The organism is Streptomyces sp. NPDC048172 (assembly GCF_043202595.1).
Lineage (GTDB): Bacteria > Actinomycetota > Actinomycetes > Streptomycetales > Streptomycetaceae > Streptomyces.
In genome coordinates this window covers 16,886-31,758 of sequence record NZ_JBIDAT010000006.1, presented here as the reverse complement: position 1 = coordinate 31,758, position 14,873 = coordinate 16,886, and the positions used below count along the sequence as shown (strand labels likewise).

The window sequence follows — 14,873 nt, the reverse complement described above, 5'->3', positions numbered from 1 at the left end:
CGGGCGCACTACGCGAGGACCGCCGTCGCCTCGACCTCGACCAGCAGGTCCGGCTCGCCGAGGGCCGCGACGCCGAGCAGGGTGACCGGCTTGACCGGGTCGATGCCGAGCTTCGCCGCCGCGCGGCCCACCCCCTCGCCCAGGAGCGGCATCTTCTCGGGGCTCCAGTCGACGACGTACACGGTCAGCTTCGCGACGTCGTCGAAGGAGCCGCCGACCTCGGCGAGCGCGGTGGCGATGTTGAGGTAGCACTGCTCGACCTGGGCGGCGAAGTCCCCGCCGCCCACGGGCGTGCCGTCGGCGTCGCGGGCGACCTGCCCCGCGAGGAACACCATCTTCGAACCGGTGGCCACCGACATCTGCCGGTACGCCTCGGGCTTCGGCAATCCCTCGGGATTGACCAGGGTTACGGACATGATCGGCCTCTCTCCAGACGTGGACGTCATCAAAACATAGCAGTGCTATGTAATGTGAGGTCATGGCGAGAACGAAGGACCCGGCGGTCCGCTCCCTGCTGCTCGACCGGGCCGCGCACATGCTGCGTACGCGGCAGCCGGTCACGCTCCGCACCCTGGTCGCCGGGACCGGCGTGTCGACGATGGCGGTCTACACGTACTTCGGCGGCATGGACGGCCTCTGGACGGCCCTCCGCCAAGAGGGCTTCACGCGCCTGAGCGGCAAACTCGCGGCCGTGACCATGACCGCCGACCCCGTGCGCGACCTCGCCGCGCTGGGGGCCGCCTATCTGTCCAACGCGCTGGAGAGCCCGGACCTCTACCGCGTCATGTTCGACGCGGGCTTCGCCCTTGAGGACGCCGGGGCCGCCGACGAGACCCTGCACTCCCTCGTGCGCGCCATCGAACGCGCCCAGGCCAAGGACCGGTTCCGCACCGACGTCGACCCGGTGGAACTGGCCACGCAGAGCTGGGCGATCGGCCACGGCCTTGCCTCGCTCGTCGCCACGGGCCCCCTGCCACCCGAGGCACTCGGACACGGAGTGCCCCTGCTCACGGCCCTGTTCACCGGCGCGGGCGACGATCCGGACCGCTGCCGCCGCTCGGTCGAACGGGGCTGGCGGCGGTCTTGACGGGCTCCCGGCCACGCCTCGACACTCCACGAAGGGTTTCCTGACGAGAAGGTAGGAAGCATGGGGTGCTCAGAGCCGGACGCAGTTGCCGCGGTCCGCGCCACGACCCGGCAGCCCCCGCTGACCTCCCGTCGGCACATCGATCTGCTCCGCGTGTGCAGCGCGGCGAGTTCACGCCGCAGCGCCTGACGCCCCCGAGCCCGCACTCCCGTTCCCCCGCACACCCCTGCCCCGCGCCGTACCGCACTCGGCGTGACGCGGGCGGCGGCTGCCGAGATCCAGCCCGAGACCTTCAGGGAGACGTATGTCCGTCCAGCCCCCGAACGCCGAGCCCACCCTCCGCGGCAGGATCGGCCGCGACGCGCGCAGCGGCCACCACCCCGTCCCGTACCGCTACCGGCTGCACCTGGCCCTGTCCTGTCCCCACTGTCTGGGCATCGCGATCACCCACAGCCTGCTCGGCCTCGACACCACGCTGCCGGTGAGCCTGCTGCCCGCCGTGCCCGACGCCCCGGACGGGGAGTACCGCGTGCTGCGCCCGCTGTACGAGGCCAGCGCGCACCGGCACCGCGGACCGGCCGTCGCTCCCGTGCTCAGCGACGACTGGACCGGGCGCATCGTCAGCACGCACGCGCCCGGCATCCTCGCCGACCTGGTCCGCCGCTTCGGAGACGCCGGCATCTCCCCCCGGGAACGGGAGTACGAGGAGATCGACCGGCTCTGCGCATGGGGCATCACCGCCCCGGCACAGCGTGCGGGGGAGCCCGGGACCGGCGCGGCGGAGCGCGAGCGAGCGCTCGCCACCCTGCTCGACAGCCTCGGAACGCTGGAGCGGCGGCTGGCCCACGACCCCCACGTGCTGGGGGAGAGGCTGACGGCCGCGGACGTACGGGTGTGGGTCACGCTCGTCCAGCTCGACACCGTGCACCGCTGGCACCTGGACGCCTCGGCGGTGCACCGCCTCACCGCCCATCCGCACCTGTGGGCGTACGCGCGCAGGCTCGCCGCGCACCCCGCCTTCGGCGGGCACCTGGACCTCGACGGGATCGCCCGGCGGCACCACGCCCGCTGCCGGGGCGCCGAGGCCGCGGGCGCGGCCGTACGGATAGTGGACTGGGAGGCGAACCTCGGACAACGCCGATGGGCGGCATCCGCAGGGGATGCCGCCCATCGAAACGCGACGTAAGGACCGGCTGCTCAGGCCGGGGTGGTGCTCAGCGGCGGCTCAGACGGAGATGCCGTGGGCACGCAGGTACGAGACCGGGTCGATGTCCGAGCCGTACTCGGCGCCGGTGCGCACCTCGAAGTGCAGGTGCGGGCCGGTGGAGTTGCCGGTGGAGCCGGACAGGGCGATCTGGCTGCCCGCGCCGACCTTCTGGCCGACCTGGACGCTGATCGAGGACAGGTGGCCGTACTGGGTGAACTTGCCGTCGGCGTGCTTGACGACGACCTCGTTGCCGTAGGCACCGCCGTTGCCCGCCTTGACGACCTCGCCCGCGGCCACGGACTTCACCGGCGTGCCGGAGCCGGCGGTGAAGTCGACACCGGTGTGGCTGCCGCTGGACCAGCTGCCGCCGGACGCCTGGTACGGGGTGCTGGTGCCGCCCGGCACCGGACGGACGAAGCCCGTCGAGGCGGAGGGGGCGGACGGGGCGGCGGGCTTCGCGGCCGGGGCCGGGGCGGCCTGCTTCTTCACCGGGGCCGAGGCGGAGCCCTGCGGCTTCGCGCCCTGGTCCGCCGAGGCGGACGGGGCGGCGGCGGAGCCTCCCAGGGTCAGCTTGAGGCCCGGGAAGATCACGTTCGGGTTGCCGCCGACGGCCTTGCGGTTCTGGTCGTAGACGGCCTTCCAGCCGCCCTCGACGCCGTGCGCGTCGGCGATCTTGTGCAGGGTGTCGCCGCCCTTGACGACGTACGCGCTGCCACCGGTCTGCGGCGCGGGCTTGGCGGGCTGCGCCGGCTTCGCGGGCTTGGGCTGCGCGGGCTTGGGCGCGGCCTTCGGCGCGGCCTGCTGCTGCGGCTTGGCGGCGTTCTGCGTGCTGGACTGCGCGTTGCCGTCCGGGTTCACGTCGGCCTTCGGGCCGCCCGAGGTCAGGCCACCGGCACCCGCGCAGGCCCAGGCGCCCGGGCCCTGCATGGCGAGCAGCTTCTCGGCGGTGGCGATCTGCTGGTCCTTGGTGGCCAGGTCGGCACGCGGCGCGTACTTGGTGCCGCCCGCGGCGGCCCAGGAGGAGTTGTTGAACTGGAGGCCGCCGTAGTAGCCGTTGCCGGTGTTGGCCTTCCAGTTGCCGGTGGACTCGCACTGGGCGACCTTCTCCCAGGTGTCCACCGAGGCGGCCGAGGCCTGGCCCGCGGTGACGAGGGGGAGAATGACGCCCGCGCCACCCGCGGTCAGCGCGAGGGAGGCGGCGATGCGAAGACGGCGGGACTTCCGAGCTGCATGCGCTCCGGACATAGGGGAATTCCTCTCCTACGCCTACGAGGTGAGCTGTCGGATTCGGGCCGGAGTTGTAGCCCGGCCGCAATGGCTGCGCGTGGCGCGCCAGTGCGGCTTCACCCCAAGCCTCGAACGGACCGTGAAAGTCCACGCGAGGCACTTACCTGGTTCCCCCGCTCCTGCCAACGGTGTTGTTTTCGCGCGCCAGCGGCAGGATTCGGCGTCTGGGCGGCGAACTGCCGCACTAGGTCGGCGACAGCTCGTGCACCCTAAGCACACCGATTTGGGCGGGACAAACAATTGATCGTTTTCCGGGGTGCTTGACGGGGTCGTCGGAATTCTCCGCAGAAGACCCGCAGGGAGATCGCATTTCCGGCGTGCGCTGCTGAAACACAAGCGCGTGCGGCGCGTACACATCAGGCGCCGGACCCCCTGTGTGAGCTGCGTCCTGTGAGTCGACTCACCGACAACGGCCCTCAGGAGGCTCGTGAAGTCCCCCTGGAGCAAGGCGTATCGGGGAGGCTAATCAATGCTTATGCCCGAAATGAGAGAAATGCGCGCAGGGTGGGGTGCGGAGTGCGTCCAGATCCGCTTGAGCTCCGCCGTCCCGGCCGTCTCGTGCCCGCGGAAGGCGCCCCCGGCCACCGGGACGCCGCCGTCCAGCAGCAGGAGGAGCGTGCCGCGCGGCGGCGCGAACTCGGACGCCGGATACCGGCTGAGCTCGGCCAGCGCCTCCCCGCCGTACCGCGCCGCGTACTCCCGCGCCAGCTCCCGCAGCAGCGGGCGTACGAGCGGATCGCCCGCGCGTACGCGCCGCACGGTGAGCCCGTCCGGAGAGGAGCCGGTCCCCGGCCCGGTGACGTATGTCATAGGGCGGCCGACTCGGCGGGGTCGAGCGCGTGCGGCCCGCGCGCCGCGCTCGCCCGGTCCCGCCTCGCCACCTCCTCGCGTACGAGCGGGATCACGTGCCGCCCGAAGTCGATGGCGTCCCCCAGCAGGTCGTAGCCGCGCGCGGAGAGGATGTCGACGCCGAGGTCGTAGTAGTCGAGGAGGGCCTGGGCGACGGTCTCCGGCGTGCCGACGAGCGCGTTGGAGTTGCCCGCGCCGCCGGTGGCGGCGGCGGTCGGGGTCCACAGGGCGCGGTCGTAGCGCTCGCCGCGCTCGGCGAAGGCGATCAGCCGCTGGGAGCCCGTGTTCTCCGGGGCCTCCCGGTGGTGGCGCTTGACCAGCGCGTCGCCCCGCTCCCCGCGGGCCTTGATCGCGCCGACCGTTCGGTGTGCCTTTTCCCACGCCAGCTCCTTGGTCGGCGCGATGATCGGGCGGAACGCCACCTGGATGCGGGGCACGTCCTGACGGCCCGCGGCCCGGGCTGCTTCCTTGACGGCCTGGATCTGCCGCGCGGTCTCCGCCAGCGGCTCGCCCCACAGGCAGTAGACGTCGGCCTCGGCGCCGCCCGCCTCGTACGCGGCGGGGGAGGAGCCGCCGAAGGACACCCCCGGACGGGGCCGCTGAACAGGAAAGACGTCACTGACGAAGTCGTGGAAGCGGTAGTGCGCGCCCTCGTGGTCGAAGGGCTCGTGCCGGGTCCACACCTTCTTGACGATCTCGATGTACTCCCGGGTGCGCGCGTAGCGCTCGTCCTTGGTCAGGGTGTCGCCCTCGCGCCGCTGCTCGCGGTCGCTGCCGCCGGTGATGAAGTGGACCGTCAGCCGTCCGTCGCTGATCTGGTCGAGGGTGGCGAAGGAACGGGCCGCGTAGGTCGGGTACGCGACGTTGGGGCGGTGGGCCAGGAGGATCTGGAGCCTCTCGGTCCGTGCCGCGAGATACCCGGCGGCGGGCGCCGGTACGGGCGAGCCGGAGCCGTACGCGAACAGCACCCGGTCCCAGCCGTGGTCCTCATGGGCGCGGGCGAGCCGCAGCGTGTACTCCTTGTCGAAGGCGGCACCGGAGCGCGGACGGGTCTCCGAGCCGTCATGGGTCGCGGCGATACCGAGGAACTCCACGGGCATGGCGGGGCCTTTCGGGCGCGAGAGGGCCAGGAACGGGGCGAGGAGGGGAGAGAATGGGCGGCTCGTCGGACGGGCCGCGCTGCCGGGTCAGGCCGGGTCAGGAAGAGGGGCGACAGAGCGCGGACCACACGCGACAGAAGTCGATGTGGCCGCGGATGACCAGCGGCAGTTCCTGGGACATGCCGACAGTTGAGCACCGGCGATTCCGGCCCGTCAACCACGGGCCAGGGCAGGCGCGGACACCGTCATGCGCTGTTCACAGCGCCGCAGCAGTCCGTCCCTACGATCGGGTCCCGGGAGCGGGTGACAACGGGAGCCAGGGACAACGACCCGCCGTACGCGCCGTGTTGAGGGACACGCGTGGACGCGCCGATCCGTCGACCCGCCGACCGCCGGAGCCGCCCCCATGGCACTCGCCCCGCAGCCCCCGACCCCGGACGACGACCCCGCCATGCCCACGAGCCCTGCCGTGCTCGCCCTCGTCGGCGCCGGGCCACGCGCCACCGGCCTGCTGGAACGCCTCGGCGCCAACGCCCCGGAACTCTGGAACACCGGGGACACCGGGAACATCGGCCGCCCGCTCCGCATCGAGCTGATCGACCCCCACCCGCCGGGCCCCGGCCGCGTCTGGCGGCACGCGCAGTCGCCGCTCCTGCGCATGAACTCCATGGCCGAGGACGTCACGGTGTTCACGGACGAGACCTCCGAGGTCGAGGGCCCGGTACGCCCCGGCCCCTCCCTCGCCGAATGGGCCGCCCACCCCGAGCGCCACGCGCCCTACCGGCCGCCCGCGGACGCGGCCGTACGCGCGGAGCTGCGCGCACTGGCCCCCACCGACTTCGCGACGCGCCGCGTCCAGGGCGCGTATCTGGAGTGGGCGTTCCGCCGAGCACTGCACACCCTCCCGCCGCACTTCACCGTCCGTACGCATCGCACCGCGGTGACCGCGCTGACGGGCCCCGCGGACGGGACGCAGCGGCTGCACCTCGCCTCCGGCGCGGCCCCCGTCGAGGCCGATCTCGTGGTCCTCGCCCAGGGGCACCTGTCCGCGACCCCGGGGCCTGAGCACGCGGCGCTCGCGGACTTCGCACGGCGGCACGAACTGACGTACGTCCCGCCGGAGTTCTCCGCCGACGCCGACCTGTCCGGCGTACGGCCCGGCGAGCCGGTGCTGCTGCGGGGCTTCGGGCTCGCCTTCGTCGACCTGATGGCGCTGCTGACCGAGGGCCGTGGCGGTACGTACGCCGAGGGCCCGGACGGCGCCCTCGACTACCGCCCCTCCGGCCGCGAGCCCGTCCTGTACGTGGGCTCGCGTCGCGGCGTCCCGTACCGCTGCAAGCCCGGCTACCAGCTCCAGGTCGAACGCGCCCCGCTGCCCCGCTACTTCGGCCCCGCGCAGACCGACGCGCTGGCCTCCGCGGCGACGCGCGCCGGGAACCGGACACGGCTCGACCTGCGCCGCGAGGTATGGCCCCTGATGGCCAAGGAGATCGGCTACGGGTACTACCACGAGCTCTTCCACGCCCACCCGGAACGCACGGCCCTGCCCTGGCGGGACTTCCTGGCCGCCTACGACCGCCTGGACTGGTACGGCCCGGAGCTGGCGGAACTGACCGCACGCGCCGTCCCCGCACCGGCCGACCGCCTGGACTTCGAGGGCCTGGACCGCCCGCTGGAGGGCCGGGTCTTCGCGGACAGGGCGGCGTTCGAAGCCCACCTGGCCCGTCATGTCGGGGCCGACATCGCGCGCCGCTCCGATCCGGCGTACAGCGCGGACCTGGGCGCCTTCCTCGCCCTGCTCTCGGTCTACGGGCAGCTGCCGCGCCTGGCCGCCTCCGGCGCGCTCTCGGCCGACTCCGTCGCCCACCAGCTCGACGGCTGGTGGCACGGCTTCTTCAGCTACTTCGCCTCAGGGCCGCCCGCCTTCCGGCTGCGCGAACTCCTCGCCCTCTCCCGCGCGGGGATCGTCCGCGGCCTCGGCGCGGGCCTGGAGATCGCGGCAGACGAGGGGACCGGCACCTTCCGCGCGACCTCGACGTCCGTCCCCGGCCACCCGGTCACCGCGCGCGCCCTGATCGAGGCGTACCTCCCGCGCCCCACCCTGGAGCGCACCGCCGACCCCCTGCTGCGCGCCCTGCACCGCTCCGGTGAACTCGCGGAGGAGACGGTCACCGATCCGGCTGCCGCACTCCGTACGGGCCTGCTCGTGACGGCCCCCGAGGACGCCCGCCTGCACGCCTCGCGGCTGGGCGGCCCGCACCCCAGGCGCTTCGCCCTCGGCGCCCCCACCAACGGCCGCGCGGTCGCCGCCTTCGCCCGCCCCCGCACCAACGCCCCGGCCTTCCGCCGGAACGACACTCTGGCCCGCACCCTCCTGCGCGCCCTTTCCGGCGGCGGCCCCTCCGTCCGCCCGGCCCGCGAGGCCGCCCCGGCCTCCGCGTGATCAGGCGGCCGTTCGGGCGGCTGTCAGGAACCCGCGGATGTACCCGGCCACGGTGTCCAGGTGGCTTTCGAGGAGGAAGTGCCCGCCGCCGGGGATCAGGTGGATCTCCGCGTCCGGCAGGTCCCCGGCGAAGGCGCGCGCCCCGTCGGGCCCGAAGATCTCGTCGCCCGCGCCCCAGACCGCTAGGAGCGGAACCCGGTGTTCGCGGAAGTAGGCGTGCACGCGGGGGTAGAGGGGCCGGTTGTTGGCGTAGTCACGGAAGAGGGCGAGCTGCACGAGGTCGTTGCCGGGTCGGCTGACCTCGCGGTGATCGGCGGCCCAGGTGTCGGGGTCGACCAGCTCGGGCCGCTCCACGCCGTGCAGGTACTGCCAGCGGATGGCGTCGAGGGACAGCGCGCCACGGACGGCGGGCTCCGTCTCGGGCCCGGGGGCCTCGGCGTACTCCCACAGGGGCTTCCAGAACTCGTCCACGAAGCCCTCCTCGTAGGCGTTGCCGCTCTGCGTGATCACCGCGGTGACCGCCTCGGGGGAGCGGAGCGCCAGCCGCCAGCCGATGGGCGCACCGTAGTCCTGGACGTATATGGCGTAGCGCGCCACGCCGAGCTGGGCCAGGAGCGCCTCGGTGATGTCGGCCAGCGAGTCGAAGGTGTAGTCGAAGGAGTCCAGGGGCGGCGCGTCGGAGCTGCCGAAGCCGAGGTGGTCCGGCGCGATGACGCGGAACCGGTCGGCCAGCGCCGGAATGAGGTGCCGGAACATGCGCGAGCTGGTGGGGAACCCGTGCAGCAGCACGAGTGCGGGCGCCTCGCGGGGCCCGGCCTCGCGGTAGAAGACGCGGTGCCCGCGCACGGTGGCGTACTGGTGGCGGATCTCGACCATGACTAACTCCTTTGAGTGCATGTGAGGGTTACTCGGTGACGCTCAGTAGACCGCCCGCCGAGTAACCTGTCAAATGGCTTGATGGGGTTAGTTCGCGGTGGCGGGGGTGCGTAGGCTGAATCGCGACGCATGCGCACACGTACGCGCGTACGGGCACGGGCAAGGAAGGGAGGCCGGGATGGCCGAGGTGGCTCCGACGGGGCTGAGCGAGGTCATGGCCGAACTGGCGGCCCTGGCCGATGCCAGGACACGTGAGGTCAACGAGAAGCACGGCGACGATCACGCCGTGAACCTCGGCAAGCTCCGCGCGCTCGCCAAGCGCCTCAGGACGCGGCAGGACCTCGCCGTCCAGCTGTGGGCGACCCAGGACTCCGCCGCACGTCTCCTGGCCCTGCTGATCTGCCGCCCGAAGGCCTTCGGGCGGGACGAACTGGACGCGATGCTGCGCGAGGCCCGTACCCCCAAGGTCCATGACTGGCTGGTGAGCTACGTGGTCAGGAAGAGCCCGCACGCCGAGGACCTCCGCCTGTCCTGGACCGCCGACGCGGACCCCCGCGTCGCCGCCGCGGGCTGGGCCCTGACCACGGAACGTGTCGCCAAGAAGCCCGAGGGCCTGGACCTGGCAGGGCTGCTCGACGTCATCGAGGCGGAGATGAAGGACGCCCCGGCCCCCTTGCAGTGGGACATGAACCACTGCCTCGCCCGGATCGGCATCGACCACCCCGAACACCGCGCCCGCGCCCTCGCCGTCGGCGAGCGCCTGGAGGTCCTCAAGGACTACCCGACCTCCCCGGGCTGCACCTCCCCGTTCGCCCCCGTGTGGATCACCGAAATGGTGCGCCGCCAGCGGTCTTAGGCCAAATCCCGCGGGGCGTGCGGTGCGCGTGGGGAGGCGGCCCACCCGCTCCGGCCGTCCCCTATTACACTCAGCTGCCGCTCCCCGCCCTGGTCAGGGCCGGTGGGAGCGCCGACCATTTTCCCCGGGGGAAGGAACCACCCAGGTGTCCACCAGCACGGACGACGACATGCCGATCTACCACCGCCTTGTCATCGAGCAGGGCGACGTCGTCACGCAGGTCCGGCAGACGGCGGAGGAGCTCCTGCGGGAGACCCAGGAGGCCGTGGACTTCAGCCGCCCCCGCATCCCCACCGCGTAGCCCCAGAACGGCCGGAGTCGACATGGCGCGACGGGGGAGGAACATGCGACGCACGAGAGCCATGGCCAGAGGCGTGGCTCTCGTCGGCGGCATCGGCATCAGCATCAGCGTCGCCCTCGCGGCATGCGGAACCGGCGACGGCGAGGAAGGCGGCTCCGCGGCCCGCGAGGAGAGGTACGAGCGTGTCCTCAAGGACCCGCACCCGAGCCCGGCGGACGTGATCGAGGCCGCCGGAGCCCCCGCCACCGTCGCCCGCGCGGGCGACGGTTCGCTGCTGCTGACGTACGACGTGGACCCCGTCGAGGACGACGAGGGCCCGGCCGCCTCCGCCTGGCGCCTCTTCTCCCCTAGCGGCCGTACGGTCGCCGACGGCGCCCGGCACCGGGACGCGGAGGGAGGCACGGGGGGCAGGTTCGTCGGCCTGCGCGACGGCTTCGTGCACGTGCCGCCCGGCGAGGACAGCTCAGGGGGCTGGCTGCTGGACACGCGGGGCAAGCGCCACAAGGTCACCACCGCGGACGCCGCGCTGGGCACCCGCCCCGGTGACGTCCTGCTCTCCGAGTCCGAGCCGACGCTCCTCTACCGCCCGGCCACCCGCACGATCGCCCCCGTCGCCCACGTCCCCCGCGACGCGCACCGGCTGGCCGTCGACGAGAGGGGGACGGCGTGGAGCCTGGACCAGCCCCTCTCCGACGACCCGAACCGCGTCGTCCGGCAGCGCGCGGGCCGTACGCAGGGCTCGGCCCCGCTCCCGCGCTCGTACACCGGGGGCGCGGTGGCCGCGCGCGGCGGAACGGCGGCCGTCTCGCTGGTGCGGGGCGGCGGCGTGCGCGGGGTGCTGGTGACGGGCGACGGCGGCGCGCACTGGCGTACGGTCACCGGCGGCGGCGTGCCCTGGAAGCGGTTCGCGCGCGGGCCGGAGTCCTTCGTCCTGGAGGTCCTGTCGGACGGGCGGCTGCTGGTGGGGGAGGAGGGCGGCCGCGCCTGGCTGGCCGACGACCGGACCAACCGTGCCTTCCACCCGCTGAAACCCCCCTCACCTCCCGCCTCCTTCACCACCCTCACGGCGCAGGGCACCACGCTCTACGGCATCGCGGACACGACGACCGCGACCTACGGCCTCGCGGCGGGCGAGGGACTGTGGACCTCCCGCGACGGCGGCGGTACGTGGAAGCGCCACGGCAACGGATGACGCGCCCCGGCGGTGATTGCAGGCGAGCGATAATCGCGTACGCCGACAATTTCACATATGGCCTATCCTGGGAGGCAGCCGCACTCCGACGGAGGTTTCCGACCCCATGACCGCCAAAGACCCGGCGCTCACCGCCCTCGCCCAGGGCTGGTGCGCCCTCTCCCTGCTCCACGGGAGGATCGAGTCCCACATCGAGCGCGCGCTGCAGTCCGGCCACGGGCTGAGCGTGCGGGAGTACTCGCTGCTGGACGTCCTGAGCCGCCAGCACGACGGTGAGGGCGGCCATCTGCAGATGCGGCAGGTCGCCGACTCCGTCGTACTCAGCCAGAGCGCCACCACCCGCCTGGTGACCCGGCTGGAGGACCGCGGCCTCCTGGAGCGCTACCTGTGCCCGACCGACCGCCGCGGCATCTACACCAACGTCACCGGGGCGGGCCGGAAGCTGCTGGAGGAGGCGCGGCCGACGAACGACGCGGCCCTGCGCGAGGCGCTCGATGAGGCCGGCACCCGGCCGGAGCTGGCGCCCCTGGTGAAGGTCGTGGAGTCGGGCACGGCGGCACCCGCCTGAGCGGTCCCCGTCGCCCGCTCGCCCTCAGCCCTCGTTCACCGCGAGGACGAGCTTGCCGCGCGTGTGCCCGAGGCGGTTGAGGCGCCAGGCCTCCGCGGCCTCGCCCAGCGGCAGCACCCGCTCCACGTGCACGGCCAGGCGCCCGCTCTCGGCCAGGTCGGCGAGCGCCGTGAGGTCCGCCGAGTCGGGGCGGACCCACACGTAGTGACCGCCCCTGGCCGCGGCCTCCGGATCGGCGATCGACGCCAGCCGCTCCGGCCGCGCGAGGAGACCCAGCGACTCTTCCACCACGTGCGCCCCGGCGAAGTCGAGGACCGCGTCCACGCCGTCCGGGGCCAGCTCGGCCACCCGTCCGGCCAGCCCGTCCCCGTACTCCACGGGCTCCGCGCCCAGCTCCCGTACGAAGTCGTGGTTGCGGGCGCTCGCCGTGCCGATCACGCGGGCGCCGCGCGCCACGGCGATCTGCACGCCGAGCGAGCCGACGCCGCCCGCCGCCGCGTGCACCAGGACGGTCTCTCCGGCACGGACGCCGACCCGCTCGATGGCCTGGTACGCCGTGAGCCCGGCCAGCGGCACGCCCGCCGCCTGCTCCCAGGAGAGCGCGGCGGGCTTGCGGGCCAGCATCCGTACGTGCGCGGAGACCAGCTCGGCGTAGGCGCCGCATTGGACGCTGTCCTTGCGGATGTAGCCGAAGACCTCGTCGCCCGGGGCGTACTCCTCGACGTCGAGCCCCACGCGCTCGACCACGCCCGCCACGTCCCAGCCCGGGACGAGGGGGAAGTGCGTCTCCATGAGGGCGTCGAGGTACCCCTCGGCGAGCTTCCAGTCGACCGGGTTGACCCCGGCGGCCTTCACCCGGATCAGGACCTCGCCCGGAGCCACCTTGGGCTCCGGAAGATCGGACAGCCGGAGGGCCTCCGGCCCGCCGTATTCGCTGAGCGTGATCGCTTTCATGCGGCAACCTCCTGCTGCGGACGGTCAGGGGAAACAGTTGCGGGCGACGGCAAGCGCGGCCCACGGTAAACACCCAATCACGACTACCGGCGCACGCAAGTATTTTCGGCCAGCGCGGCCGCCCTCAGCGCAGCGGATCGTAGGGCGTCAGATCGATGCCCGGATCGGCCCGACGCGCCACGCGCGCGGCGACCGTTCCCGCGTACGGGCCCATCGTCAGACCGGACGCTCCCAGGCCGTTGACCACGACCAGCCCCGCCACCCGCGGCACCGCGCCGAGCAGCGGCAGGCTGTCGGGCCCGACGGGCCGGAACCCGATGCGGGTCTCGACGTGTGTGGCGTCCGCCAGCCCGGGGGCCACGCCCAGCGCCTCGTCGAGCACCTCGGCCATCCCGCCCGCGGTGACCCGGTGGTCGAACCCGGTGTCGTCCTCCCGCGTCGCGCCGACCACGACCCGGGAGTCGTCGAACGCCAGCAGGTAGTGCCGCGAGCGCGGCAGGAGGACCGGCCAGTGCGCGGTCCGCACGCCCGGCAGCCGCAGATGCATGATCTGCCCGCGCTGGGGCGTGACCCGTACGCGGACGCCGAGCGGTTCGAGCAGCCGCGGGGACCAGGCACCGGCCGCCGCGATCACCGCGTCCGCGCCGACGAACGTCTCGCCGACCCGCACTCCGCTCACGGCGTCGCCCGTGCCGTCGGTGGTGATCGTGGCTGTGCCGTTCAGGAGGCGGGCGCCGTGCCGGACCGCGGCGCGGCGCATCGCGTCCCGCAGCGCGCGTCCGTCCAGGCGCGCGGCGCCGGGGATGTGGACGGCCGGGCCGTCGTGCGCGAGCGGCGGGAAGAGCGCGCGAGCGCTTTCCGCGTCGATCAGTTCCACCTCGCCCGCGAGCGGGGACCGCGCGGCATGCTCGGCCACGAGCCGCAACGCCTCCCCGGATTCCTCGTGGGTGACCAGTCGTACCGAGCCGACCTGCCGGTAGCCGAAGTCGGTCTCGCCGTCCTCGGCCAGGGCCGCCAGCAGCTCCGGGTAGTGCTCGGCCCCGGCGACCGCGATCCGGTACCAGTCCGCATCCTCAGCCCGAGACGACCAGGGGCAGATGATGCCCGCACCGGCCGAGGTCGCACGCCCCGGGTTCATGGAGTCCACCAGCACCACTTCGGCTCCGGCTCCGGCCCCGGCCCCGGTCCCGGCTCTGGCCAGCTCGTACGCGGCCGCCGCTCCCGCGATGCCGCTGCCGACGACGACCACTCGCATCTCAAGCCCTTTCCGCTGCGCGTTCGGCCCGGCTGGTGTGCTGGGTGAGGACCCGCACCGCGTCGGACGAGGTGGAGTCGTTCGCGGTGTAGATCTCGACCCGGTGGTCGGGGCTGTCGGGCTGGAGCCACACCTGGTAGTCGACGTTGACGGTGCCGACGGTGGGGTGCTGCAGGTGCATGGCTCCGACGGTGCAGTCGGAGACGTCGCCGGTCGCCCACATCGTCGCGAAGTCGTCGCTGCGCATGGTGAGTTCCCCGATCAGGCCCGCGAGCCGGGCGTCGGTCGGGTACCGGCCCGCGGTGAGACGCAGGTAGGCGACGTGGACGCGGGCCAGTTCGTGCCAGTTGCGGTACATGCCGCGGGTGTGGGGGTCGAGGAAGAACATCCGGGGGATCGACGGGCGCTGCTGGGGGTCCCGTGGCGCGTCGTAGGAGAGGTGCTCGGCGAAGAGGGCGTGGGCGGTGCGGTTCCAGGTGAGTACGTCGCCGCGTCTGCCGAGGAGGAGCGCGGGGACGGTCTCACCGAGTGACTCCAGGAGCGTGAGGACGCGCGGGTGCGGCTCTTCGGGGGGCGGTTCGCTCAGGCCGGGATTCGTGGACTGCCGGGCGAGGTTGTGCAGGTGGGCGGTCTCCACCGGGTCGAGTTTGAGGACCCGGGCCAGGGCGTCGAGGACCTGCTCGGACGCCGTTTCGGCCTGGCCCTGCTCCAAGCGCGTGTAATAGCCCGCGCTGACTCCGGCGAGCTGGGCGAGTTCTTCGCGCCGGAGGCCGGGGACCCGTCGGGAGGTGCCGTAGGTGCGCAGGCCGATCTCGGCCGGAGTGACCCGGTCACGGCGGTTCTTCAGGAACGTTCCTAGGCTCTCCATGTGTTCGAGCCTAGGGCGCGGGCCGATCCC

At 73.3% G+C, this 14,873-nt stretch carries 15 protein-coding genes and 1 riboswitch; of the genes, 7 read left to right on the top strand and 8 right to left on the bottom strand.

The genetic code is table 11. The features are described from left to right. Positions 1–8: 8 nt before the first annotated feature. Positions 9–416: a RidA family protein gene (locus ACGF3A_RS25805; RefSeq protein WP_393732693.1), complete on the bottom strand. Its 408-nt coding sequence runs from the start codon at positions 414–416 to the stop codon at positions 9–11. 62 nt (positions 417–478) lie between these two features. On the opposite strand from ACGF3A_RS25805, the gene ACGF3A_RS25800 reads away from it, so the two are divergent. Next, the gene (locus ACGF3A_RS25800; protein WP_393732692.1) at positions 479–1,087 is read left to right on the top strand and encodes a TetR/AcrR family transcriptional regulator; all 609 of its coding nucleotides are present in this window, start codon (positions 479–481) and stop codon (positions 1,085–1,087) included. Positions 1,088–1,391: 304 nt separating this feature from the next. After that, the gene (locus tag ACGF3A_RS25795) at positions 1,392–2,273 is read left to right on the top strand and encodes a glutathione S-transferase C-terminal domain-containing protein (protein WP_393732691.1); all 882 of its coding nucleotides are present in this window, start codon (positions 1,392–1,394) and stop codon (positions 2,271–2,273) included. 39 nt (positions 2,274–2,312) lie between these two features. Here ACGF3A_RS25795 and ACGF3A_RS25790 read toward each other — a convergent pair whose 3' ends face one another. From ACGF3A_RS25790 to ACGF3A_RS25780, 3 genes are all read right to left on the bottom strand, one after another. After that, a complete protein-coding gene (locus tag ACGF3A_RS25790; RefSeq protein ID WP_393732690.1) occupies positions 2,313–3,539 on the bottom strand; it encodes a transglycosylase family protein in 1,227 nt (408 codons plus the stop codon). A 5-nt stretch (positions 3,540–3,544) separates the two neighbouring features. Beyond that, a riboswitch (cyclic di-AMP (ydaO/yuaA leader) is annotated at positions 3,545–3,754 on the bottom strand. A gap of 289 nt (positions 3,755–4,043) precedes the next feature. Then, complete coding sequence (locus ACGF3A_RS25785; RefSeq protein WP_393732689.1) at positions 4,044–4,391, bottom strand: hypothetical protein; 348 nt, start codon at positions 4,389–4,391, stop codon at positions 4,044–4,046. Then, positions 4,388–5,530, bottom strand: coding sequence for an LLM class flavin-dependent oxidoreductase (locus ACGF3A_RS25780; protein ID WP_393732688.1), 1,143 nt, complete (start codon positions 5,528–5,530; stop codon positions 4,388–4,390). The genes ACGF3A_RS25785 and ACGF3A_RS25780 overlap by 4 nt, the downstream gene beginning before the upstream one ends. Before the next feature lie 406 nt (positions 5,531–5,936). Between ACGF3A_RS25780 and ACGF3A_RS25775 the strand changes: the two genes are divergently transcribed. Further along, positions 5,937–7,973, top strand: a complete 2,037-nt coding sequence (locus tag ACGF3A_RS25775; protein ID WP_393732687.1) for an FAD/NAD(P)-binding protein — start codon at positions 5,937–5,939, stop codon at positions 7,971–7,973. On the opposite strand, the gene ACGF3A_RS25770 is transcribed toward ACGF3A_RS25775, so the two are convergent. Further along, positions 7,974–8,849 carry an alpha/beta fold hydrolase gene (locus ACGF3A_RS25770; RefSeq protein WP_393732686.1) on the bottom strand — a complete coding sequence of 292 codons (876 nt, stop codon included), beginning with the start codon at positions 8,847–8,849 and terminating at the stop codon, positions 7,974–7,976. It lies immediately after the preceding gene. 178 nt (positions 8,850–9,027) lie between these two features. Here ACGF3A_RS25770 and ACGF3A_RS25765 point away from each other — a divergent pair, with 178 nt between their 5' ends. From ACGF3A_RS25765 to ACGF3A_RS25750, 4 genes are all read left to right on the top strand, one after another. Next, positions 9,028–9,705, top strand: a complete 678-nt coding sequence (locus ACGF3A_RS25765) for a DNA alkylation repair protein (protein ID WP_393732685.1) — start codon at positions 9,028–9,030, stop codon at positions 9,703–9,705. 145 nt (positions 9,706–9,850) lie between these two features. Beyond that, complete coding sequence (locus tag ACGF3A_RS25760) at positions 9,851–10,006, top strand: hypothetical protein (RefSeq protein ID WP_393732684.1); 156 nt, start codon at positions 9,851–9,853, stop codon at positions 10,004–10,006. A 43-nt stretch (positions 10,007–10,049) separates the two neighbouring features. Beyond that, positions 10,050–11,198 (top strand): hypothetical protein, encoded by a 1,149-nt coding sequence (locus tag ACGF3A_RS25755; protein ID WP_393732683.1) that lies wholly within the window; start codon positions 10,050–10,052, stop codon positions 11,196–11,198. A gap of 106 nt (positions 11,199–11,304) precedes the next feature. Beyond that, entirely contained in the window at positions 11,305–11,766 is a 462-nt protein-coding gene (locus ACGF3A_RS25750) for a MarR family winged helix-turn-helix transcriptional regulator (RefSeq protein ID WP_393732682.1), read from the top strand. A 24-nt stretch (positions 11,767–11,790) separates the two neighbouring features. Here the strand turns inward: ACGF3A_RS25750 and ACGF3A_RS25745 are convergent, their stop codons facing one another. The 3 genes from ACGF3A_RS25745 to ACGF3A_RS25735 form a co-directional block, all read right to left on the bottom strand. After that, positions 11,791–12,720, bottom strand: coding sequence for an NADP-dependent oxidoreductase (locus ACGF3A_RS25745; RefSeq protein ID WP_393732681.1), 930 nt, complete (start codon positions 12,718–12,720; stop codon positions 11,791–11,793). 124 nt (positions 12,721–12,844) lie between these two features. Continuing rightward, positions 12,845–13,975, bottom strand: a complete 1,131-nt coding sequence (locus ACGF3A_RS25740) for an NAD(P)/FAD-dependent oxidoreductase (protein ID WP_393732680.1) — start codon at positions 13,973–13,975, stop codon at positions 12,845–12,847. A gap of 1 nt (position 13,976) precedes the next feature. Next, entirely contained in the window at positions 13,977–14,843 is an 867-nt protein-coding gene (locus ACGF3A_RS25735) for a helix-turn-helix transcriptional regulator (protein WP_393732679.1), read from the bottom strand. Positions 14,844–14,873 lie beyond the last annotated feature (30 nt).

Excerpts from the sequence above, each read along its gene's own strand:
- ACGF3A_RS25805 (WP_393732693.1), bottom strand. The coding sequence starts at position 416 with ATGTCCGTAACCCTGGTCAATCCCGAGGGATTGCCGAAGCCCGAGGCG.
- ACGF3A_RS25800 (WP_393732692.1), top strand. The coding sequence starts at position 479 with ATGGCGAGAACGAAGGACCCGGCGGTCCGCTCCCTGCTGCTCGACCGG.
- ACGF3A_RS25795 (WP_393732691.1), top strand. The coding sequence starts at position 1,392 with ATGTCCGTCCAGCCCCCGAACGCCGAGCCCACCCTCCGCGGCAGGATC.
- ACGF3A_RS25790 (WP_393732690.1), bottom strand. The coding sequence starts at position 3,539 with ATGTCCGGAGCGCATGCAGCTCGGAAGTCCCGCCGTCTTCGCATCGCC.
- ACGF3A_RS25785 (WP_393732689.1), bottom strand. The coding sequence starts at position 4,391 with ATGACATACGTCACCGGGCCGGGGACCGGCTCCTCTCCGGACGGGCTC.
- ACGF3A_RS25780 (WP_393732688.1), bottom strand. The coding sequence starts at position 5,530 with ATGCCCGTGGAGTTCCTCGGTATCGCCGCGACCCATGACGGCTCGGAG.
- ACGF3A_RS25775 (WP_393732687.1), top strand. The coding sequence starts at position 5,937 with ATGGCACTCGCCCCGCAGCCCCCGACCCCGGACGACGACCCCGCCATG.
- ACGF3A_RS25770 (WP_393732686.1), bottom strand. The coding sequence starts at position 8,849 with ATGGTCGAGATCCGCCACCAGTACGCCACCGTGCGCGGGCACCGCGTC.
- ACGF3A_RS25765 (WP_393732685.1), top strand. The coding sequence starts at position 9,028 with ATGGCCGAGGTGGCTCCGACGGGGCTGAGCGAGGTCATGGCCGAACTG.
- ACGF3A_RS25755 (WP_393732683.1), top strand. The coding sequence starts at position 10,050 with ATGCGACGCACGAGAGCCATGGCCAGAGGCGTGGCTCTCGTCGGCGGC.
- ACGF3A_RS25750 (WP_393732682.1), top strand. The coding sequence starts at position 11,305 with ATGACCGCCAAAGACCCGGCGCTCACCGCCCTCGCCCAGGGCTGGTGC.
- ACGF3A_RS25745 (WP_393732681.1), bottom strand. The coding sequence starts at position 12,720 with ATGAAAGCGATCACGCTCAGCGAATACGGCGGGCCGGAGGCCCTCCGG.
- ACGF3A_RS25740 (WP_393732680.1), bottom strand. The coding sequence starts at position 13,975 with ATGCGAGTGGTCGTCGTCGGCAGCGGCATCGCGGGAGCGGCGGCCGCG.
- ACGF3A_RS25735 (WP_393732679.1), bottom strand. The coding sequence starts at position 14,843 with ATGGAGAGCCTAGGAACGTTCCTGAAGAACCGCCGTGACCGGGTCACT.